Source organism: Enterovibrio coralii (assembly GCF_001559595.1).
Taxonomy (GTDB): Bacteria; Pseudomonadota; Gammaproteobacteria; order Enterobacterales; family Vibrionaceae; genus Enterovibrio; species Enterovibrio coralii.
Map to the genome: position 1 here is coordinate 43,904 of NZ_LNTY01000006.1, position 21,845 is coordinate 65,748.

Here is a 21,845-nt window from a genome sequence, read left to right on the forward strand (position 1 = left end):
AGGAATTCGCGATGAAGCATTTCACAATCGCAGTGATGCCGGGAGATGGCATCGGCAAGGAAGTCACACCACCTGCACTTGAATTGGTGCAGGAGGCCGCAAACCAATGTGGCCTTTCACTGAGCTTTACCCATATTCCCGCTGGCGCCGAGTATTACGCCCAAACGGGAGATGCGTTTCCAGAAAGCCATTTTCAGGAAGCAAAAGCCGCGGATGCCATTTTTCTCTCTGCGATGGGTCACCCTGATATTCGCTATCCAGACGGCACGGAAATTGGGCCTCAACATGATTTGAGAAAGCGCCTTCAGCTCTATGCAGGTGTGCGACCTTGTAAAACCTTGCCGGGCTTGCCTTTGCCATTAAAAGACCCGCGGAGCTTGGCACTTGATTTCGTCATCGTCCGTGAGTCCATAGAAGGGCTATTTGCTTTTCCTCGCGGTCACGAAAAGGACGATGAGGAATACGCCCACAACTTGATGCGGATTTCTCGAACCGTGTGCGACAAGCTTTTTAACTTCAGTTTTCGTTTGTCTCAGCAAAGAAGCAAAAACGGAAAAGGCAAAAATCTCGTGACGCACATAGATAAAGCCAACGTACTGTCTTCGCAGCATCGAGCCAGACAATGGTTCTATTCCGTCGCTGAACAATACCCAGATGTTCAGGCGCAGCACCAGTATGTGGATTTTGCTGCACTGGATTTGCTGCGTCGTCCTTGGGTGTTTGATGTGATGCCAACAGAAAATCAGTACGGCGACATTCTTTCCGATATCGCGGCAGGGTTGATGGGCGGTATGGGGATGGCACCGTCAGGTGAAATTGGTGACTCGCACGCCGTGTTTCAACCGTGTCACGGCTCCGCGCCAGACATAGTCGGGCAGGGTAAGGCAAACCCAACAGCCATGATCCTTTCCGGAAAAATGATGCTGGAATACTTGGCTGACAAACATCAGTGCTACGAAGCATTGGACGCAGCAACAAAACTAGAAAGTGCCGTAGAGCAAGCATACGCAACCCATAGCATTGTTCCCTTTGAATTAGGGGGTAGCGCGGGGTTGAAACAGATTTCGGGACTCATTGGCAATAAGCTATCTGGCGTCATCGAGGAGACGTAACGCGCTAAGTGCTCGATTAAGAGCCAGATAAGGATATGAATGAAGAAAAAGCTCACTGAAACTGCGTATCAGACGGTTCGCCAAATGGTGCTCTCCAACGAGCTTGAAGTTGGAAATTACTACCTCGAAGAGGCATTGGCAGAACGCATACAAGTATCGCGAACACCGCTTCGGGAGGCGTGTATTCGCCTCGCGCAAGAGGGGTTGGTGGAATTAGTGCCAAGGCGGGGGGTTTTTATTAAGCCTATTTCCGTTGAAGAGCTAAAAGAAATCTACGAGGTGATTGCGGCTTTGGAGTTGCAGGCCATTCGTTTGCTGAGCGTAGAGCACTGCAAAGGGACGAGTTGGGAAACCTTACGCGAGCATGTTGAGGGGTTGAACCTTGCTCTCCAACAAGAAAACAAAGCCCTTTGGATGGAGCATGACACAGGGTTTCACCTTGCGCTGATAAAGCTATGTGGAAATGAAACGTTAGCCTCCATGACGCAGCACCTTTTGGATAAATCGCAGCGAATTCGGCTGCTGACGTTTCGCGTGAGGGCAATACCCAAAGAGTCGACGGATGAACATACGCGAACCTTTCGGGCGATGGAGTCTGGCGATTTCGACAAAGCTTTTCTTATTCATGAACAACACAGAAAACGCTCCTCCAGTGAGCTGATTTCATTGCTGACAGGGATCACGGGGCTGATTAACGTCACGTCGAGGTAGTTATGAAACTAGGCGTTATTGCAGATGACTATACGGGTGCCACAGACGCAGCCAGCTTTATCGTTAAAAACGGACTTCGCACGGTGCAATTCAATGGTGTGCCTGCGTCAGATATCTCCAGCCATTTCATGGACACAAAGGCTCTTGTGATTGGGTTGAAAACGCGTTCTATTGAACCGAACAACGCCATTACCGAATCGTTGGAAGCCCTAGAATGGCTGCTATCACAAGGGTGTGAGCACATTTACTTTAAGTACTGTTCCACGTTCGATAGCACGGAAAAGGGCAACATAGGCCCAGTTACAGATGCGTTGATGAAAGCACTCAATGTGCGCTCGGTGTCTGTTTGTCCGGCATTGCCTGTCAACGGTCGCACCGTCTATAACGGCTACTTGTTTGTTCATGATGTGCTTCTCAATGAATCGGGCATGCGTAACCACCCTTTAACGCCGATGCGAGATGCAAACCTTCTTCGTTTGATGGATGCGCAGTCATTAGGCAAATCGTGGTTGCTGCCGCTTAATGACATCGAGCGAGGTGTTGAAGCTTGTCTATCGCTTACTCAAAAAGATATCGAGCATGCGCATCAATATGTGGTTTGTGATGCCTTGAATGAAAGTCACCTTACAACATTGGGAAAAGTGTTTGCGAGTGATGCGTTGGCAACCGGTGGGTCAGGCTTTGCCGGTGCGATTGCGGCAGCGTTAAACGAAAACAAATCGACGCAATCTGTATTAAGCGACAATGGCGTTGCTGCGTTTTATCCGAACAAGCCTGATTTTGGATTGGTGGTCTCAGGGAGCTGTTCGGAAATGACTAACCGCCAGGTGAAGAGCTACAGCGGGCAGGCACCGTCTTTCAAGGTAGATGTGGCTTCATGCATTCAAGACCGTGAGTATTTTTTGCAAGTCGGAGAATGGGTACTAAACAACAAATCTGATAAATGCTTTCCGCTTGTTTACGCCACTGTGCCACCCGAGGAATTGGCAGCCATTCAAGCACAGTTTGGCGACAAGGCTGCCGCTGCTGTAGAGAGCATGTTCCACTCTCTCATCCGTCACCTTCGTCGACACGACTTGAAAGCCGTGATCAGCGCGGGTGGCGAAACGTCAGGTACTGTTACGCAGGCATTTGATTTAGATGGGGTAAGGATCGGCGGAGAAATATCGCCGGGCGTACCTTGGGTTCAATCTTTTGATAGCTCTGTGGCGTTAGCACTGAAGTCGGGAAATTTCGGCGAAGAAGACTTCTTTTACCGAGCACAGGAGACAATGAAATGATGGATGAAAACACACTTCGCCAGCAAATGGTGGACTACGGACGCGACTTATTCATACGTGGCTACGCGACGGGTGGCGCAGGCAATCTTTCTTTGCTCTTGGATGATGGAATGATTTTAGCGACACCGACCGGCACCAGTTTGGAAGATTGGTTGCGGAAAACCTCTCTGTTGTGAGTCTCGCGGGTGAGCATCTCTCAGGCGACCGTCCTTCAAAAGAAGTGGACTTCCACCGTGCTATCTACCTTGCCAACCCTTCGTATCGCGCTGTCGTGCATCTGCATTCTACGTATTTGACCGCACTTGCATGTCGCAAAGACTTAAATCATGACAATGCGTTAGAGGCTTTCTCTCCGTACTACGTGATGCGAGTCGGAAGCCTCCCGACCATTCCCTACTTTCGCCCAGGCTCAGATAAGATCGCACCTGCGTTAGCCGAGAAAGCAATAAATCATCGCGCTATTTTGATGGCCAACCACGGAGCAGTGGTGATGGGGAAAAACCTGCTAGACGCTGGTGACAATTACGAAGAGCTGGAAGAAACGGCAAAGCTGGCCTTCCTTGTTCCCGACGATATTCGCAAACACCTGTCCCGAGAAGAAGTCGCCGACTTGGAAGCGACCTTTGGGAAAGCCTAGCACTCTTGCTATTGCTTGTGGCTTCGCTGTTAACTGGCTCGCAAGAAACCTCCAGTGTCATCATCAACAACCTTGCCTGTGCTCAAATGAAATGCATTTCAGACAATTGAGGACAGGCATATGGAAACGCATTCAACACAAGAACCCCTGAACACAAATTGCTCTCAAGGTGTGTTTGAACGCTTTTCATTTGATGCGACCTCACTAAAAGGAAACCTTGCGGGCGAGAACGAAACAAGAAACCTCATCGTGTATCTTCCGGCGTCATACGCGTCCTCTTCTGAGCGCAATTATCCGATCGTTTATGTGCTGCATGGCATGTATGGCGCGCCTGAAAATTGGTTTAGTCAGCTACCTACTGACCCCAGTATGGACAGGGTTTTGGATAGGTTAGTGCAGAGCGGAGATGTTGAAGAGATGATTCTGGTCGCCGTCGATTGCACCTCCTCGCTTGAAGGGGCGTGGTATTTAAATTCGCCCGTGTCAGGCAACTTCTTCGACTTACTGACGCAAGAAACCATAGATGTCGTTGAGAGCAAATATCGTGTTAAAGCCGGTAAGCGAGCGATCTTCGGCCATTCAATGGGCGGCTTTGGAGCCTTGTATGCGGCAATGTATCGTCCTGATTTGTACCAAGCCTGTGCGGCACTCAGCCCAGCAGGAATGATGATGCGACAGCACGCCTATCAGCAACATGCTGATTTTTCAAAGAACAGATAGGCAAACTGACTCGAGGCGAGGAGTGCGAGTGGTTTGTGCTCGCTTATCTTTCGATTCTTCGCGCTATTGCCCCGGATGTGAATAACCCGCCTTCGTACATCACTAAAGATCTGGAGAGCGCGATGAAAGCGCTGGAAAGCTTCCATCTTTCAGCCATTGTGGAAGAGCGCGCTTCTGCCTTGACGCTACAACCTAAATACACCGAAATCGGTAATGTTGAAGTTGAGGACCTCAAGTTCCTGCCAGTTTATTCGGAAATTGGAACGGATGAAGGAGAGTCAGTGGGTGATCCAATCCTTGAGAGCTTCCAGCTTATGATTGCCAAGTTTGAAGAGCTTAATGTAGCAGTTCAACATCATGTATTCGAAGGTGGGCACATCGACAAAATCGAGGAGCAAGTGGAGCGTGGTCTTCGGTTTATTGGTCGCGCGTTTAGGAGCGAATAATGGGTATATCATAGACCGCAATCGGCATGCACATTGTCTTACACTGAAACCCCAGAATTAACCAACTAAAAAATCGCGAAATTCTGGGGTTTACACACTTCGATTAAAAACATGTCTTTCGCCTGCTGTAGTGGTCACACGTCAATGTAAATTAGATAGCGGTCAATAGGTTATATGCTCAAATGTGCTTATTTATGGCACTTCAGGATGACGAAATGGCTCCTGCTCCAACATTAGAAAAACATCGTTCTGGCTGTTACCAAGGGTATGTCGAAGAAATCTCCTTTACGGCTCCTTCTTTGGAAGGGAATCTTGTTGGCGAAGATGCTAACCGTACCCTCGTTATTTATCTTCCTCAATCATACTTCGTAATGGAAGACCGCCATTACCCAGTGGTTTACGTGATGCACGGCATAGAGGGAACGCCGAAAGGGTGGTTTAGCGATGATGCCAGTGCTCCAGGACTTAACCATGTCATGGATACCTTGGTCGAAAACAGGGACGTTGAAGAAATGATCCTCGTGTCGGTGGATGGTACATCGTCGCTCAGGGGGTGCTGGTTTCTGAACTCTCCTGTTTCCGGCAATTTCTTTGACTACCTCACCCAAGATGTGATTCATGTGGTTGAGCATCAGTACCGAGTAGCAAGCGGTAAGCGAGCGATATTTGGACATTCAATGGGAGGGTTCAGTGCTCTGTTCGCTGCCATGCATTGCCCCGAGATTTATCAAGCATGTGTTGCATTGAGTCCTGCTGGAATGATGATGCGAAGACACACCTATCGAGGTCATGGGGCATATTTTAACTAGCAAATTGAACTGCTTACATCGGGTAAAACATGCGAATGGTATACCTTTGCCTACCTAGCGATTCTTCGCGCGATTTGCCCAGACACAAATAATCCACCTTCGTATATTTCAAATGATATGGAGGCGGTTATGTCGGCCTTGGAGGCGTTCCAGCTATCCGATATCGCTAAGACATTGGTGCCCAAATTTAAACCTTATCTTAGCGATTGCGACAGAGCATCAGCATTTGTTCAATCTGCATCACGCCTCGCGCTCTATACCGAGATAGGCACTCAGGAAGGGGATGCAGTCGGTGAGCCAATTTTGGATAGCTTCAACATGATGATCGCCAACTTTGAAGCCCTTGATATCCCTATTACGCATCATGTGTTTGACGGTGGACATCTCGACTGCATCCTCGACCAAATTGAGCGAGGATTGCGATTTATAAATGGGCAATTCAATTGTCAATGAAAGTCACGAAGGCGGGTGTTTTCCCGCCTTCTTTAATTAAGGGGAGCTACATCGCACCTTTTGTTGATAGTATCAATGAGTATTGAGGTTCGATGATTTATCTATATGATTGAACGCTCTTTTTTAGATTTTCGGTGTGGTTATGCCTTTTGCAAAAGAAATCAGGAGTGAGCTTAGATATCTCGTCAGAGAATTAGGCTTGCTCGACAAAAACTGCCTGAATTCAGGATTGTCTCTATCACAAGTTCACGTACTCACTTACTTACGTAAAAACGGCGTAACGTCATTTGCCGAACTTGGCACTCAATTGAATGTTGAAAAAGCTTCATTGAGCAGAACGTTGAATGGGCTGATCACCAAAGGTTATGTGGGTGCATCTGCCAATGAAAATGATAAACGACAAAAGTGTTTCCGGTTAGAACCGAAAGGCCTGAAGCGACTTGGTACTGCAGATAACTCGGCAAATCAAGAGCTTTCTCAATTGCTCGAGTATCTAGAGCCTCAAGAAGCACAGTCAGTCATTGATGGTTTGAGATTACTAAGATTGAGCGCATTTAGAAAAAGTGCCGCAATAAACAAAACAAAGATTCAGATAGAAACTCTCAGCCCTGTTTACCGAGAAGATATTGATGCTCTTTTAAGAGATACTTTTCATGGTGAACAAAAAATTCCTGAAGACCTCGTCCCACTTGCCAGAGAAACAACCCAAAAGTGGTGGGTTGCACGCTCTGGGGAGTATGTTCTCGGTGCCGTAGCCGGTTGGGAAAAAGAAGGAGCTTGGCATTGGGGAAGATTTGTAGTCGACAATCGATTTAGAGGCTGTGGCATAGGGAAAGCACTGGCACTGCATTCGCTTCGTGACTTACTAACGATTACTGATGAAATCCTTATCGACGCACGAGATACGACGGTTTCTATCGTACAAACGTTGGGCGGTACGGTGACAGGCGAGAAAGTGGATTTTTATGGATTGCCAGTGACACCAATGAAGCTTATTGCGGAAGATTTCGAGCTTGCGTTGCAAAGTAGCGGTACTGAAATTTCTTCTGCTTCCACCCTCTAATATCTTGCAACTAAGTGTATTCATTGACAAGAGAAAGTCAGGGGAAGTGTATTCGCAGCACTTCTTCTGATTAACTCGTTGTATTAAGCATTACTCCACTCTGCTCCTTTGCTACCTGAAACTAAGCTGTTTTCCGCTCTATGTAAGTGTCAATTTTCCTAATTTTTAGAATCCATTGAGAGTGATGCTAGCTTGGATTGTTATTGAAGCTGTCTTCTCCTACCGTGTTTTGCAAAGGAGACTCCGGTGCTCTCCCTACTTCTCACTCATCAACGGCAAATTAGTTATCACTAGGTAGTAGCGTGTCCAGAAAAAAGCCTCAACACTCAAAGAACAAGAGCAACACCAAGCCTAACTCGTTGAACATTTCACCTGAAGAAAAGAAGGGGCTGGTGAAGTTTGGTTTAACGATAGGGACGATTCCCGTCGCTATTGCTGCAGCAATCTTCTTTGATAACGGTGGTCAAATTTTAACAGCTTGGTTTGCAGGAATCGTTGGTTTGGCGGGCATTTTCGCTCTCAGAACGTATGCGAAAGAGCGGAAGTGGAAGTATGAGCTGGTGGAAGGTGAAATTGCAGGTGCTACCCATTTCACTCACTATGGACGACAGGATGAATCCGTAGACCTTAATAAGCCCTCTGTGTCATTTAATGCCGTTTTCTATTTTAACTTCAGGGGTTGGGATTACCTAGTTGAGCACACCGTTTCGATGAACTATCCCATGATGGTTCTATTGAGGTTCAAAACGGGTAAAAAAGTGACGTTATGGGTTCCTGTCCACAATCCTAGTTTGGCAAGGTTGAACAGTCCTTTTGGCCGATACCAGCATCTTAGTTTGGCCATTGTTTTTGGCTTTGTGTCATCGGCCCTGTGGTACTTTGTTTTCACTAGCGACTTCTTACCTGCTTAAGCAGAAGGCTGCTTGTGAAGAAACGAATCTAGGACGAGATAAGCTCTGGCAGAACCATGGGAACTGCCAGATAACGCTTAATTTGTTACTGTGATGGCAAACTTTCGTCACCACGTAGCGTGAGCACTTCGTATCCCGTCGCAGTAACCAAAATCGTGTGCTCAGACTGTGCAGAAAGCTTTTTGTCACGCGTGACGACAGTCCAACCATCTTTCTTGGTTTTAATCTTTGCGCCACCCTGATTCACCATCGGCTCAATGGTAAATACCATGCCTTCACGAAGTGTGAGGCCAGTGTTTGGTCGTCCGTAATGAAGCACTTGTGGCTCTTCATGCATCTCTCTGCCAATACCGTGTCCACAATATTCGCGAACAATGCTGTAGCCATGCGACTCTGCATATTTCTGGATGGCATGACCAATGTCGCCCAGTTTCGCTCCCGGCTTAACCTGCTTAATGCCTTCCCACATCGCTTGATAGGTGACATCTACCAGCTTTTTCGCGCGAGGTGTGGCTGCTGGCATCACATACATCTTGCTTGAATCCGCAATGAAGCCGTCTTTCTCCAGCGTGATGTCGAGGTTGATGATGTCGCCGCCTTTCAGAAACTCAGTGACCTTGGGGACACCGTGGCAAACCACGTCATTGATGGAGGAATTCAAAACAAAGGCGTAATCATACTGGCCTTTACTCGCTGGACGGGCTTTTAGCTCGTTGACAATAAAGTCGTCCACACGGTTATTGATATCCATGGTTGAGATGCCGGGTTTTACATAGTCATCGAGCATATGGAAAACCTGTGCGAGCAGCTTACCTGCATTTCGCATTAACTCGATATCAGACGCTGACTTGATGTTGACGGTATTATTCATCGTTCGCACCTTGTGAAGATGTTGCAGAAGGTACAGACACATCGGCTGATTTCATCAGTTCAGCGACGATTTGGTTGAAGGTCAGGTGAGGATACAATTCAGCCAACATGCCCATTCTTATCCAAAATTCGGCCTGAGAGTTGATTGAGCGAGACATGACGGAGCTTGCCTTACGGATCTCCTCATGAAGTTCTTCTGAAATCTTAACGATGCCCATTGATATGCGATGTATATATAAAACGTATATGTATTGTATTCGTTAAGGGTGTTGCGTCAAGTTGTTCTATTGCTGCCGATAAAAAACGCCACCCGATCAAGCATCGGATGGCGTTTTTACCCTGCAAGCTTTCGTCAGTCTGTTTTCGCAGATTTCGATGAAAACCAGATGCTTGCCATCGCAAGAAGGCCAGAGGCCACCATAAGTAGCAATGAAACGGCGTTGATGACTGGCGTAGAACCTTCGCGTAAACGGTCAAACATGGCGATGGTGAGCGGCGCATCAGATCCCACCAACATCAACGTTGTATTGAAGTTTTCAAAAGACATGAGGAACGCAATGATACCTGCGCCAATGAGAGCAGGGCGAAGGAAAGGCAGCGTAATCGTGAAAACAGCCTCTAGTTTGGTTGCCCCAAGATTCAGTGCCGCTTCCTCTAGGCTGATATCGAACTTACGCAGTCTTGCTGCAATCACCAAGGTACAAATGGTGGTGATAAAGGCAAACTGGCCGAGAACGACGAGAATGAGTCCAGGACGCATCCACTCAATGTCCCAGCCAATGCTGTCTTCGATGCCATTTGCGATGGTGCTGCTCATCAGAAGAATTGAGACACCAAGGATCACACCAGGGATCACCAGTGGCAGCAATAGCAGCACATAGCAAAACCCTTTGAAGCGAAAGTCGAAACGTTCAAACAAGAAGGCATTGGTGGTGGCGAGCGCAATCGAACAAACAGTCACCGCTATGGCCACCATAATGCTTACGCCAATGCCGTCCGTCAGTTCTCGATCGTTGAAAATCCCTATTTCTGGCTCTGTTGTGCCGATAAACCAAGAGAGGGTGAAACCGTTCCAAGGTAGCGACGGAAACAAACTGTCGTTAAAGGCGAAGACTGCAACGACAATCAAAGGCAACATCAGAAAGATAAAGAACAGGGCGATGTATCCCTGATAGATACGTTGCAACGAGCGGTTTGTAGGTAATGAAGGAATCATGCGTCACCCCATCGTCTTAACAAAGGATTGACGGGTTAGCTTGAGACCACCCCAAACCATTAAGGAGGAGAGCGAGAGTAACAAAATGCCAAATGCTGAACCTTGTTCCCAGTTAAAACGCGTTATGAACTGGGTAAAAATCTGCTCGGTAAACCAAAGGCTGTCTTTTCCGCCAAGCAGGGTAGGCGTGAGGTAATTACCCAATGTGAGCATAAAGACGACGATGCATCCTGCCACAATGCCGCTCATGGCATGTGGGATAACCACTTCGCGCAATACATCCCAACTGCTGCCACCCAAATCGTAAGCCGCTTCAATCAAACTGTTGTCGAGGCTGTCCAAGGTTGTAATCAACGGCACGACCATAAACAACATAGAGGTGTAGACGAGGCCAAGCATGATAGTGGCATCGTTATACAGCAGCTCTACGGGCTGGTCGGCAAGGCCAACGTATTGGAGAAAACCGCTAACAAGCCCAGATTCACGGAGCAAAATCATCCAACCATAACTGCGTACCAATTCGCTGACCCAAAAGGGCAGCAGGCAGGCAACAAACAGCAGGCTTTTGGTTTTTCCTTGGCACACTTTGGCAATGTAGAACGACACCGGAAAGGCGATGAGTAATGTTAATGCCGTTGCGAGTAGCGACATGATGGCGGTGCGCGCGAAGGTTCGCCAATAGAGCGGTTCGGTAAAGAAGGTGGCGTAATTGTCGAGGCTTAACACCTTATCGCCGCCAACCACTCGGTCATGGATGGAGATATTGAACATCTGCACATGCGGCAAGATGATGAGTAGCGTCAGCCACAGTAAAAAAGGCGTCAGCAGTAGATAAAGAGCAAGTCGGTGACCGCGTTCAATCATGTTCGCCTCCTAGCTCTCAGTGCGTAAGCAGCGAGACACAGCGGACTGCCAGTGTATAAACAAGGGGTCACCTGCACGAATAGCTCTGAAGCTTTCGGTTTGTGGCAGTTGAACGAAGAAAGCGGTTTGAAGTTGCGGGCTTTCTGCCACCAATTGGCTGCGTGAGCCGTCAAAAAGTATTTCTTTGACTACCACATCAAAGCCGTTTTCTGCATGCGCGGGTTTGTCGTTTGGCAGGGAAATTCCAATCGCTTCGGGACGCACAAATACATCTACTTTATCGCCGACAGTCATACGATGGCTGGTGCTTGCCATTAGCTTTTCGCCATTCGCACCTGTAATGGTGGCGACCTGACCATTGATGTCAGCAACGGTGCCGGAGCGGTGATTGTTTTCGCCCACAAATTTGGCAACGAAGGCGGTTTCTGGGGAGTAGTACAAGTCTTGCGGTGAACCGAGTTGTTCAAACTGGCCGTGATTCATCACCGCAACTTGATCGGACATCACCAAGGCTTCGGACTGATCATGCGTGATATAGACGAAAGTGGTGCCGAATTCTTGTTGAAGATGTTTTAGCTCCACCTTCATTTGTTCACGAAGTTTTAGATCTAATGCGCCCAACGGTTCATCGAGCAACAGCACATCTGGGTTGAGTACCAAACATCGCGCAATGGCGATACGTTGCTTTTGACCGCCGGAGAGTTGAGAAATCTCTTTAGGACCGCTGCCGGATAACCCCACGCGTGCCAGCACCTTATCGACCTTTTTATCAATTTCATGCTTGGGTGTTTTTCTGCGGCGCAGACCATAACCGATGTTCTCCGCCACCGTCATGGTAGGGAAGAGAGCCAAGTGCTGAAAGACCATGTTAACCGGACGACGGTTCGGCGCAATGTCGTTTACGCGTCCGCCTTTAATTATGATGTCGCCAGAAGTCGGCTGCTCAAAGCCCGCGAGCATTCGGAGCAAGGTGGTTTTGCCACAACCAGATGGGCCAAGGATGGAGAAAAAGCTGCCTTTTGGAACCGTCACGTTAACGTTATTGACGGCAATAAAGTCCCCAAAGGTTTTATTAAGCGACCGGCATTCGAGGTCGGGTGTTGCCTTGTCTGACATAGATACAACGCCTATGAATAATGCTTATATGAAGTGTTTAAACGGCCTGCAGAGAAACAGGCCGTTTGGGCGGAACAGTATTGATTAGTTCGCTGCTTTCACGCGATCCAAGACGAGACCTTCCATCTCTTCTAGGCCAGCAGGTACAGTTGGGTACCATTTGATATTATCGATATCGGCTTGCGGGAAGCTCGCTTGGAACTGCGCTTTTGCAGTGTCATTGACGTAGTTGTCAGCACCTTTAGACGCTGTAAAGTTGCCCGCAGACTCGGTGATTTTGGCTGCAATTTCAGGTTGATTAACGAAGTTAATCCATTTGTATGCTGCATCGACGGCTTTCGACTTGCGAGGGATGGCGAAGGTATCAATCCAACCAAGTGCACCAGATTCTGGTGCAACGAAAGTGATGTCTGCGTTGTCGCGATTAACTTTCCAGCCGCCCGCGTCCCATGCCATAGCACCAACGACTTCACCAGAACGAACCAAGTTCAGCAGTTCGTCACCACCAGACCAATACGCTTTGACGTTCGGCTTACATTCAATGAGTTTTTGCTGCACTTTATCCAAGATCGCTTGGTATTTTGCTGGGGCGTTGTAGGCAGCAAAGGGGTCTTCACCCATGGCAAACGCAAAACCAATCAAGGTTGGGCGTTTTAGGCGATAAGAGACTTTGCCTTTGTACGCCGCATCACATAGGTCGGTGTAATCTTTAATGCCGCCTGCTGTTTTGGTATCCACAACAAGGCCGCTGGTACCCCAAATATGTGGAACGCCATAAATATCGCCGTCCAACACAGTATTGGTCTTTGTGGCTTCCAGCATTGAAGGGATCAGCAAGCTGGTGTCGATTTTGGAAAGGTCGATTGGCTGGTAAATTTTAAAGTCACGCTGCGCGCCAGTGATACGGTCCTGACTCGGTTGAACAAGGTCAAAACCCGCACCTCGCGTTGCACGCAATTTAGAGATCATGTCCTCGTTGTTGGACTTGGTCACTTTTACGTCGATACCCGTTTCTTTTTGGAATTGGTCAATCACTTCTTGCGGAGCATAGCCACCCCAGGTAAGTAAGCGAAGTGTTTCTGCGTTAGCCGTTTGCGCCAGCAAAAGTGTACTGGCAGCCATGATAGAGAGTTTCACGCTGTTCATCTTATTTCCCTTTCGTCTTTTTCCGTAATCACAGTGTTTTGCGTACTTCTACAACAAGCACCCATCATGTTTAGCGGGAGGCTTTTTGCTTTGAACCGAACGGTACGATTGGCGTGTTATAAATTTATGACACGAATATAAACTTGGTGTGAAGCAAAACTCGGAAAATAGAAATTGTTTGCAGGTATCGTGAAGCGTGTCTTGTTTTGTGGTGCATGCTGCTAAATTATGCAGACTGATTTTTTATGTCTTACGCCTCTTTTTCTCTCCCACATAATTGCGCTCCATTTGGCCATTTCGAAGATTTTTACGTTGTTTATTTTGATTACGTGAAGGGAAAACTTTGATCAATGCCAGAAAAACAGAAAAATCGTTTACGAATTTAATTGGGTGATTTTTGCGCGCAAACGGCTTTGATTACTGATAGAACACATACTCGGCGAGAGTTGTTTACAAATCGAAAACTCGAGACGAACGAAAATGGCTTTTCTTGTAGGAGTCGTCCTACAGGCAGAGGAAAAGTGATTTGATAATCTCTTTTGGCATATTTAGTCGTAAAGGAGATATATCTATGAAAGGAAGCGTGCTGTTAGTTGGACTCGTGTCCGCGGTTTCCCTGCTTTCACCTGTTGGTCAGGCAGAAGCATCAGAAAAATTCATTACCATCGGTACCGGCGGTCAAACAGGTGTTTACTACGTTGCGGGTCAATCAATTTGCCGCTTTGTAAACCGCGGTGGCGATGAGCACAGCATCAAATGTAATGCGCCAGCAAGTGGTGGCGGCGTTGCAAACGTCAACGGTCTGAAAAGCGGCGAATACAATTTCGGTATCATGCAATCAGATCACCAATACAAAGCACTTGAAGGCGTAGCTCCTTTCCAAAATTCCACGCCGATGGAAGATATTCGCGCAGTTTTCTCGCTTCAAAGTGAAGTATTTACCATTCTGGCTCGCAAAGACGCTGGCATTAACTCTTTCGAAGATTTGAAAGGTAAGCGTGTGAACATTGGTAACCCAGGTTCAGGTCAGCGCGATACGTTTGAACAAATCATGGATGCGAAAGCGTGGCAGCCGTCAGTGTTCAAACTGGTTTCAGATCTGAAGCCTGCTGAGCAAGCGTCTGCGATGAGCGATAACAACATCGATGCGATGAGCTACTTCGTGGGTCACCCAAATGGTGCGATTCAAGAAGCTTCAACCACAACAGATGCAGTGCTGGTACCAGTGACTGGTCCTGAAATCGACAAGCTGCTTGCCGAGCGCGCCTACTTCACCAAAGCGACCATTCCAGGTGGCATGTACCGCGGCAACCCTGAGCCAACGGAGTCTATCGGTGGTAAAGCGGTTCTTTCTACCACGGCAGATACTGACCCAGAGTTGGTGTACCAATTGGTGAAATCTGTGTTCGACAACCTAGACCGTTTCAAGCGTCTGCACCCAGCGTTCAAAGATCTCGACGAATCTGAAATGATCAAAGTCGGTCTGTCTGCTCCATTGCACGAAGGTGCGGCACGTTACTACAAAGAGCGCGGCTGGATTTAAGTTCTAACCCTCCTGTTTGTAGCCAAGCTCTATAGCGTCGCTATAGAGCTTATTTCTTCGTTGTAAGTGAGAAAGTTATGGATAACGCAATTTCCACACCCAAAGCCGATCTCTCCGCTGAAGAGCTTATCGCCCAAGATGTTGGTGCTCGTTTACCGACAGGCATCATGGAAAAAGCAATTGCAGGGCTGGCACTCTTTTGGTCACTCTTCCAACTCTGGATTGCATCACCACTGCCATTTATCGTCGGCTTTGGTGTATTGAATGATACTGAAACACGCGCTATCCACCTTGGCTTTGCGTTGTTACTCGCTTTTCTCGTGTTTCCCGCATTCAAACGCTCACCGCGTGACAGAGTGCCAGTGTCGGACATGATGCTTGGCTTGGTTGCCTGTGCGTCGTCCCTCTATTTGTTTGTGATGTATCAAGCACTGGCGCAACGCCCGGGTAGCTTGACCACAGAAGATTTCGTTACCGCGTTAATTGGTTTGCCGCTGTTATTGGAAGCGGCAAGACGCGTGTTAGGCCCAGCACTGCCTGTGATTGCATTGGTCTTTATCGGCTACAGCTTGGCGGGTCCTTGGATGCCGGGATTGTTGTCCCACCGTGGCGTTCAGCTTGATGCGCTCGCTAACCACCAGTGGATCACCACAGAAGGTGTGTTTGGTATTGCGCTTGGCGTATCCACCAGTTTCGTTTTCCTGTTTGTATTGTTTGGTGCGCTCTTAGAACGTGCGGGTGCCGGACATTACTTTATTCAGCTTGCCTTTAGCTTGCTCGGTCACCTTCGAGGCGGACCTGCAAAAGCGGCGGTCGTTGCTTCAGGCCTTACAGGCTTAATATCTGGCTCTTCCATCGCCAACGTTGTGACGACAGGTACTTTCACCATTCCAATGATGCGCAAAGTCGGCTTCTCGCCAGAGAAAGCGGGCGCAGTGGAAGTGGCCTCATCTGTTAATGGGCAGATCATGCCACCTGTTATGGGCGCAGCCGCATTCCTAATGGTGGAATACGTCGGTATTCCGTATGTTGAAATCATCAAGCATGCGTTTTTGCCAGCCGCTATTTCCTACATCGCATTGCTATACATCGTGCATCTGGAAGCATTGAAGTTAGGTATGCAGCCAATTGATGCGGCGCGCTCTAAACCATGGCTTGCACGCCTTACTGGTTTTGCGTTTGGTGCAGCACTGGTATCGGGGTTATCGATGGCAGTCTACTACGGTCTAGGTTGGTTGAAGCCTGCACTGGGCGAGTTTGTGCTGCCGGGTATGGCTATGATTTTGGCCGTGGTTTACCTTGGTTTGCTGAAGGTCGCCGCGAGCAATGATCCGTTGCCAGCAGAAGATCCAGACGCACCGCTAGACCAATTGCCAGACACACGCGCTGTGCTGCTGTCAGGTTTGCATTACCTATTACCTGTTGTGGTTCTGGTTTGGTGTTTGATGGTAGAGCGTCTGTCTCCGGGGCTATCAGCATTCTGGGGCAGCATGATCTTGGTGGTGATTGTACTTACCCAACGTCCGCTATTGAGCTGGATGCGTAACGACAACAAGCATGACCACGGCACATTTAAAGACGGCATTATCGATCTACGCGAAGGCCTGATTGCGGGTGCGCGCAACATGATCGGCATCGGTATCGCCACGGCAACGGCGGGCATCATCGTAGGCGCGGTTTCTCAAACGGGCGTCGGTTTGGTGCTGGCAGATCTGGTTGAGATGCTGTCTATGGGCAACTTGCTGCTGATGTTGATGCTCACCGCATTGCTGAGTCTGATTCTTGGTATGGGTCTGCCGACAACCGCTAACTACATTGTGGTATCAAGCCTTCTGGCTCCGGTGATTGTTACGTTGGGTCAACAGCATGGCCTGATTGTGCCTTTGATTGCGGTGCACCTGTTCGTGTTCTACTTCGGCATCATGGCTGACGTAACGCCACCTGTGGGTTTGGCCTCGTTTGCTGCTGCTGCGGTATCCAAAGGCGACCCAATCAAGACAGGTTTAACCGCGTTTTACTACAGCCTGAGAACGGCAGCACTGCCATTCTTGTTTATCTTCAACACCGACTTATTGTTGATTGATGTTAGCGTGGGGCAGGGCATTGTCATTTTCATTGTCTCTACCATTGCAATGCTGATATTCGCCTCCGCCACGCAAGGGTGGTTCCTCACTCGTAACCGCTGGTATGAGAACGTGTTACTGCTGCTGGTGGCCTTTACCTTGTTCCGTCCAGGTTATTGGGTAGATCTTGCTATTGACCCTTATGAGTCAAGTAATCCAGCGCAACTGGTACAAACCTTGGAACCATTGGATGAAGGCTCAATCCTCAGAATGCGTATCTCTGGTGAAGATGCTGTTGGCAAGATGCGTGAATTCTCTGTGTTGATGGAAGTCCCGGCAGGCGAAACCGGACAAGATAAGCTGGATGCACTGGGTATTGAGACCTACCAGCAAGACGGTCAGACGCTGATCGACATCGTTTCGTTTGCTAGCCCTGCGGAAGCAGTAGGCCTGCAGTTTGATCAACAAATTGTGGATGTTCGCACCCCAGCAGAACGCTTCCGTAAAGAGTGGATGTGGATTCCTGCACTGCTGCTATTCGGTCTGGTGGTTTGGATGCAACGCCGACGCGTAAGCTTGTCTGCAGTAGCAGCGTAACAATCGAAAAAATCCCCTGCAAAAAGCCCTGTAACGCTAATGCGTTCAGGGCTTTTTTATATAATTCTGTATCTATATTGCGGTCTGAGTGCTGCCTACCTAAGACTCAATCGATCGTTTCAAAGTGAAACTTGTATTTACTGACGCCTTCGATTCGGACGCCTTTCTCTCGCAGTTCAAGGTACTGTTGAATCTTGATCGTTCTGAAATCCATCGCTTTCAGAGCAAGGATTATCCGCAGTTCATCCATTGACCGTGACTTAGCTTCAGAGCTACAAGTGCCGCAAACAACATGTGCCTTTTCCTTAAAGCCCACCTTGTTCAGCCAGTTCAGCTCTTTGGTTTCTTTGCGGTTGCCGCAGAAGTAGCAGAGATTGTCCTGCTTCAAAGCAGCTTCTTCCCTTAACGCTTTAGGGCTTGGCGATTTGGCAGGTGCGGTGGTGTTCGGTTTCTTACCACCACTAAACGCAGAGAACTGGACGATATTAGACATTTGGGTTGCTCTTATTCACAAAGGTCAACAGACCCTAAAAGGTATAAGGAGCATTATTTTCATGTGCATTCAAATAGTCAAATGTCTGTTTGGTTACTGAGCCCATTGCGTTTAAGCGGTTTCTTTCTCTAATACCAGTTGACGACCAAGTGCTTCAGGCGAAAATCCGCTTAACAAGCGCACGCATTCAATGTCGTTGTGGACGCCCAGTTTCTGGAAGATCCTTGTCTTGTAGGTGCTGACCGTTTTGAAGCTGATGTCTAAATCGCGGGCTATTTTCTTGCACGCTTCCCCTTGGTAAATCTGGTTCAACACCACTTTCTCTTGCGAAGAGAGACGCGAGAGCACATCCAGCTCTTTTTCCAAACTGAGGTGGCTTTTTATGAGTCGCTTGATTTTCACTGCGCTGAGGTGAGAAGCATCCTGATAGTAGAGATTCTCAGGAATCCTTGGTTCGACATAGTTCTCATGAAGCACAAACAAGTGGGATGCGTTTGGGCTCTCTGCGATCAACCTTTCTACTTCACGGCGATGGCTCTCATCACAGATAACGAAGCTTATCGCCTTGTCAGAGAAAAGCTGCTTGGCTTTTTTACGCGTTGAAGCGGTGAGTACGGTGAAATCTGCACTTTGAAGCTCTAGCGACTTCTTCAGGCTCGCAAGACGAGAAATGCGGGTATCGACCAGCAATACGGTCGTGCGCTTTTTGGCGCGTTTAGTTGGGCGGCGAGTCGTATTCGAGTTTGCCATTAAGCGAGTGAGTTTAGTGATGGTCACCGGCTTTGATAGCAAACGGCCTTGCGCGTAATCGACCTTGTTTTGCTTGAGGTATTCCAAGGTGGCAATATCTTCCACACCTTCAGCAACGCAGCGAAGCCCCAGCGACTGCGCGACGGAAATGGCACCAAAGACAATTTGCTGACTGCCGTAGTGTTTCATCGCCTTTTTTACATAGGAGCGGCTTACCTTTAACTCGGTAACAGGCAAGCTCGTGAGTTGGCCGTAGGGGTTGGTCCCATTGCCAAAATTTTCGATAGCGAAACCCACGCCGAGTAACTTGAGGTTAGTGATGTTGATGAGTGCGTCGAGCACATCGAGACAGTCAGCGTGTTCGTTGATTTCGAGCGTCAGTTTTTTAGGGTTAAAACGAAATTCATTAAGGACATCGGCGACTGACGAGCAAAACGCTTTATCACTAAGCGTGTTTTTCGAAACGTTGATAGAGAGGTTGATATCGAGAGACGACAAGGTCATATCGAGCATCGCCATTCTCAAAGAGGTAAAAAATAGCGTATGTTCCAACCCATTTCTTTCAATGAATGGCTGACGTTTGTTGGCATACACCAGCACGCCATCGAGGGTTCTTATTCTCGGTAGTACCTCTACAGCCGCCACTTTGTTGGTGCGAATGTCATATTGAGGTTGATAGTAATTAACCAAACCATGTTTAAACGCGGTGAGAAGCTGCTCATCTTCACTGTCGTCGAGGATGATGCGTCCTTTGCTTGCGCCAGGCGAAGGGCATGAGAGATGACGGTTTCTAACGCGTCAGCATTATAGGTGTTGTGAATTCGCTCAATGCTGTCCGCACCCGCAATGCGGCAAATTTGCGTCGTTACCCCAGTGAGGCGGTCATCTTGACGACAAGAAAGCACAACGGCAACGCAGTTATTGTTTGCTTTCAGAAGGGAAAGAGAAGCACTGACATCCGCTGCATTTTTGGCGACGTATTTGCTGTCATACAAAATGACAACATCACTATTGCTGAGGGTTTCGAGCTCTGACAATTGAACAAACAAGCTGCCGTGGTAAAGCGATGAAAGCGTTAAGTTGCTTGTTATCTTGTTGCGCTTGTCTTCTTTTGTGTAAGCCACACACACTTTCATAGGACATCCTTGCTTGTCGATTTACTGCTGAATAGCACAACGTCCGTGTGGCTAGTCATTGATAGCGTCAAAATTAAGGTAGTGATTGCGATGCTTGGCGTAAAGCGAGAAAAATTGAGTGTGAAAAATCGAGAATTCGATGATGGGGCGCAAAGGCAATCAATGGTGTTTCGGCTTCAGGGGTAGTGCACCACGTGTATCTACGAGGAGTCTGCGTTAGTATTTTCAAAAATATTTTAAAAATTTTCATCTTTTCTTCGTCTTTTCCTAACTCCCTGCGTCTTATAGGCAAAGAATTCAAAATGAGTCGCTCTCTACATGTAGTGCGACTCACGTAATACATTGCCTAATAAGAAAAAATGAACATTAAATCGATGAATACATTGGCAGCGACGCTAGGAGCATTCGCCGCGGGATCGAAAAGGAAACCATCCGCACCACCCCAAAAGGGGCGTTATCTCAACAGTCACATCCGAAAAAATTGGGCTCTGCATTGATGCATCCGTTTATCACCACGGACTTTGCAGAAGCGCAGCTAGAGTTGATCACACCTGCGTACACAGACAAAAACGCCGTGTTTAACCACTTGGCAGGTTTGCATCACTTTGTCGCGAATAATTTGCCTGACAACGAAATGTTGTGGGCTGGCAGTTTGCCGCCTGTGTTGCCTGAAGAGCGCGACATCACCATTGCACAATATGGCCGCTCCAACGCGGCTGAGATGAAAATGCGTTATCGCCAAGGGCTGGCGAACCGTTATGGCAAGCGTATGCAGACCATCTCTGGCATTCACTACAACTTCTCTTTGCCAGAAAGCTTCTGGGTTGAACTGCACCAGCAAGAAAACAGCGAACTGCCGTTGCCAGACTTCATTTCTGAGCGTTACTTCCATCTGATCCGTAACGCGTTGCGTCATGGATGGATTGTTGCGTACCTTTTCGGTGCATCTCCGGCGTTGGATAAAAGCTACCTGCAAGGTCGCGCGCACAGCTTGCTGCCAATGGGCGGGGTTGAAGACGCGGATTCGTTCTATCTGCCTTGGGCGACCTCTTTACGCCTGAGTAGTGTTGGCTATACCAACAGCGAGCAATCGCAGTATCCAATTAGCTACAACGACAAGAACACCTACCTGAAAGGTGTTTCAGATCTGCTGGCCAAGCCAAGCGAGAAGTACTTGTCGATTGAAGAAGGTCAGCAGCTCAATGCGGCAATCCTTCAATTGGAAGCGGAGCTTTATGGTGCTATTCGACCAAAAGTGGTGGCAAAGGACATGCGTCCGCTCGAAGCGCTGTGTCGTAAAGGCGTTGAGTATGTGGAGCTGCGCACGGTGGATAACAATCCGTATCTTCCGCTTGGTATTAACGAAACACAAAGCCACTTCTTGGATATGTTCCTCGCTTACTGTGCGTTGTCGCCAAGCCCTGCATTAACGGTGGAAGAACAAGCGGTGATCAAGGCGCGTATGGAATTGGTTGCCACCACGGGGCGTAAACCAGATTTATTGTTACCGACGCTAGACGGTGAGCGTTCATTGACGGAAATGGGTGAAGCCTTGCTGACAGCAATGACAGACGTCGCTTCGCTGTTTGACCGTGCGTTTGACACCCACGAATACTCCCAAAGCTTGGTGCTAGAGAACCAAAAGCTGAACGATTCAACACTGACGCCATCGGCTCAGGTGCTTGCAGACATGCAGCAAGAAGGATTGAGCTATGCAGAGCTGGTCAGCAAGCTTTCAACGGCGCACATGGTTCATCATCGTGCAGCAGGCATTGATGCTGACTTGCAAACTCAGCTTGAAAGTCTGGTTGAAGCATCTCTCGTCGAGCAAGCAACCCTCGAAGCCGAACATGCTTTGCCATTCGACGACTTCCTGAACAAGAAAAACGCCATTACATGCGATTGCTGA

Annotated in this window: 21 protein-coding genes and 1 pseudogene; 13 read left to right on the forward strand and 9 right to left on the reverse strand. The window is 48.2% G+C overall.

The genetic code is table 11. The features are described from left to right. The first annotated feature begins 11 nt into the window (after window positions 1-11). The 10 genes and pseudogenes from ATN88_RS01025 (at window position 12) to ATN88_RS01060 (ending at window position 8,142) form a co-directional block, all read left to right on the forward strand. A complete protein-coding gene (locus ATN88_RS01025) occupies window positions 12-1,112 on the forward strand; it encodes an isocitrate/isopropylmalate dehydrogenase family protein (protein WP_067410098.1) in 1,101 nt (366 codons plus the stop codon). Window positions 1,113-1,151: 39 nt separating this feature from the next. Continuing rightward, window positions 1,152-1,823 carry a GntR family transcriptional regulator gene (locus tag ATN88_RS01030; RefSeq protein WP_067410103.1) on the forward strand — a complete coding sequence of 224 codons (672 nt, stop codon included), beginning with the start codon at window positions 1,152-1,154 and terminating at the stop codon, window positions 1,821-1,823. 2 nt (window positions 1,824-1,825) lie between these two features. After that, the gene (gene otnK, locus ATN88_RS01035) at window positions 1,826-3,103 is read left to right on the forward strand and encodes a 3-oxo-tetronate kinase (RefSeq protein WP_067410106.1); all 1,278 of its coding nucleotides are present in this window, start codon (window positions 1,826-1,828) and stop codon (window positions 3,101-3,103) included. After that, a pseudogene (gene otnC, locus ATN88_RS01040) lies at window positions 3,103-3,740 on the forward strand (3-oxo-tetronate 4-phosphate decarboxylase). Before otnK ends, otnC begins: the two are co-directional and overlap by 1 nt. A 120-nt stretch (window positions 3,741-3,860) precedes the next feature. After that, a complete protein-coding gene (locus ATN88_RS26420) occupies window positions 3,861-4,460 on the forward strand; it encodes an alpha/beta hydrolase (RefSeq protein ID WP_232312660.1) in 600 nt (199 codons plus the stop codon). Window positions 4,461-4,495: 35 nt separating this feature from the next. Then, a complete protein-coding gene (locus tag ATN88_RS26425) occupies window positions 4,496-4,906 on the forward strand; it encodes a hypothetical protein (protein ID WP_232312661.1) in 411 nt (136 codons plus the stop codon). 215 nt (window positions 4,907-5,121) lie between these two features. Further along, window positions 5,122-5,715: an alpha/beta hydrolase gene (locus ATN88_RS26430; protein WP_232312662.1), complete on the forward strand. Its 594-nt coding sequence runs from the start codon at window positions 5,122-5,124 to the stop codon at window positions 5,713-5,715. A gap of 129 nt (window positions 5,716-5,844) precedes the next feature. Continuing rightward, window positions 5,845-6,168 (forward strand): beta/alpha barrel domain-containing protein, encoded by a 324-nt coding sequence (locus tag ATN88_RS26435; protein WP_232312663.1) that lies wholly within the window; start codon window positions 5,845-5,847, stop codon window positions 6,166-6,168. Window positions 6,169-6,310: 142 nt separating this feature from the next. Then, a complete protein-coding gene (locus ATN88_RS01055) occupies window positions 6,311-7,231 on the forward strand; it encodes a GNAT family N-acetyltransferase (RefSeq protein WP_083539386.1) in 921 nt (306 codons plus the stop codon). A 302-nt stretch (window positions 7,232-7,533) separates the two neighbouring features. Then, window positions 7,534-8,142 carry a hypothetical protein gene (locus ATN88_RS01060; RefSeq protein ID WP_067410109.1) on the forward strand — a complete coding sequence of 203 codons (609 nt, stop codon included), beginning with the start codon at window positions 7,534-7,536 and terminating at the stop codon, window positions 8,140-8,142. A gap of 85 nt (window positions 8,143-8,227) precedes the next feature. Here ATN88_RS01060 and map read toward each other — a convergent pair whose 3' ends face one another. The 6 genes from map to ATN88_RS01090 all read right to left on the reverse strand — a co-directional run bounded on the left by map (window position 8,228) and on the right by ATN88_RS01090 (window position 13,354). After that, complete coding sequence (map, locus tag ATN88_RS01065) at window positions 8,228-9,013, reverse strand: type I methionyl aminopeptidase (RefSeq protein ID WP_067410114.1); 786 nt, start codon at window positions 9,011-9,013, stop codon at window positions 8,228-8,230. Next, a complete protein-coding gene (locus tag ATN88_RS01070) occupies window positions 9,006-9,230 on the reverse strand; it encodes a ParD-like family protein (RefSeq protein WP_067410117.1) in 225 nt (74 codons plus the stop codon). Before ATN88_RS01070 ends, map begins: the two co-directional genes overlap by 8 nt. Window positions 9,231-9,364: 134 nt before the next feature. Continuing rightward, the gene (locus ATN88_RS01075) at window positions 9,365-10,228 is read right to left on the reverse strand and encodes an ABC transporter permease (RefSeq protein WP_067410120.1); all 864 of its coding nucleotides are present in this window, start codon (window positions 10,226-10,228) and stop codon (window positions 9,365-9,367) included. 3 nt (window positions 10,229-10,231) lie between these two features. After that, window positions 10,232-11,092, reverse strand: coding sequence for an ABC transporter permease (locus tag ATN88_RS01080; RefSeq protein ID WP_067410124.1), 861 nt, complete (start codon window positions 11,090-11,092; stop codon window positions 10,232-10,234). Between the two features lie 9 nt (window positions 11,093-11,101). After that, window positions 11,102-12,208 (reverse strand): ABC transporter ATP-binding protein, encoded by a 1,107-nt coding sequence (locus ATN88_RS01085; RefSeq protein WP_067410128.1) that lies wholly within the window; start codon window positions 12,206-12,208, stop codon window positions 11,102-11,104. A gap of 84 nt (window positions 12,209-12,292) precedes the next feature. Beyond that, window positions 12,293-13,354, reverse strand: coding sequence for an extracellular solute-binding protein (locus ATN88_RS01090; protein ID WP_067410131.1), 1,062 nt, complete (start codon window positions 13,352-13,354; stop codon window positions 12,293-12,295). A gap of 571 nt (window positions 13,355-13,925) precedes the next feature. Here ATN88_RS01090 and ATN88_RS01095 point away from each other — a divergent pair. Both ATN88_RS01095 and ATN88_RS01100 read left to right on the forward strand, forming a co-directional pair. Continuing rightward, on the forward strand, window positions 13,926-14,897 hold the full coding sequence (locus tag ATN88_RS01095) for a TAXI family TRAP transporter solute-binding subunit (protein WP_067410134.1): 972 nt from the start codon (window positions 13,926-13,928) through the stop codon (window positions 14,895-14,897). A gap of 77 nt (window positions 14,898-14,974) precedes the next feature. Beyond that, window positions 14,975-17,557 carry a TRAP transporter permease gene (locus tag ATN88_RS01100; protein ID WP_067410137.1) on the forward strand — a complete coding sequence of 861 codons (2,583 nt, stop codon included), beginning with the start codon at window positions 14,975-14,977 and terminating at the stop codon, window positions 17,555-17,557. Between the two features lie 106 nt (window positions 17,558-17,663). Here the strand turns inward: ATN88_RS01100 and ATN88_RS01105 are convergent, their stop codons facing one another. From ATN88_RS01105 to ATN88_RS01115, 3 genes are all read right to left on the reverse strand, one after another. Continuing rightward, window positions 17,664-18,050, reverse strand: a complete 387-nt coding sequence (locus ATN88_RS01105; RefSeq protein ID WP_067410139.1) for a hypothetical protein — start codon at window positions 18,048-18,050, stop codon at window positions 17,664-17,666. A gap of 111 nt (window positions 18,051-18,161) precedes the next feature. Continuing rightward, window positions 18,162-19,490, reverse strand: a complete 1,329-nt coding sequence (locus ATN88_RS01110) for an EAL domain-containing protein (protein WP_083539387.1) — start codon at window positions 19,488-19,490, stop codon at window positions 18,162-18,164. After that, window positions 19,433-19,936 (reverse strand): hypothetical protein, encoded by a 504-nt coding sequence (locus ATN88_RS01115; protein WP_067410144.1) that lies wholly within the window; start codon window positions 19,934-19,936, stop codon window positions 19,433-19,435. Before ATN88_RS01115 ends, ATN88_RS01110 begins: the two co-directional genes overlap by 58 nt. A 370-nt stretch (window positions 19,937-20,306) precedes the next feature. Here ATN88_RS01115 and gshA point away from each other — a divergent pair, with 370 nt between their 5' ends. Further along, entirely contained in the window at window positions 20,307-21,845 is a 1,539-nt protein-coding gene (gshA, locus tag ATN88_RS01120) for a glutamate--cysteine ligase (RefSeq protein WP_067410147.1), read from the forward strand.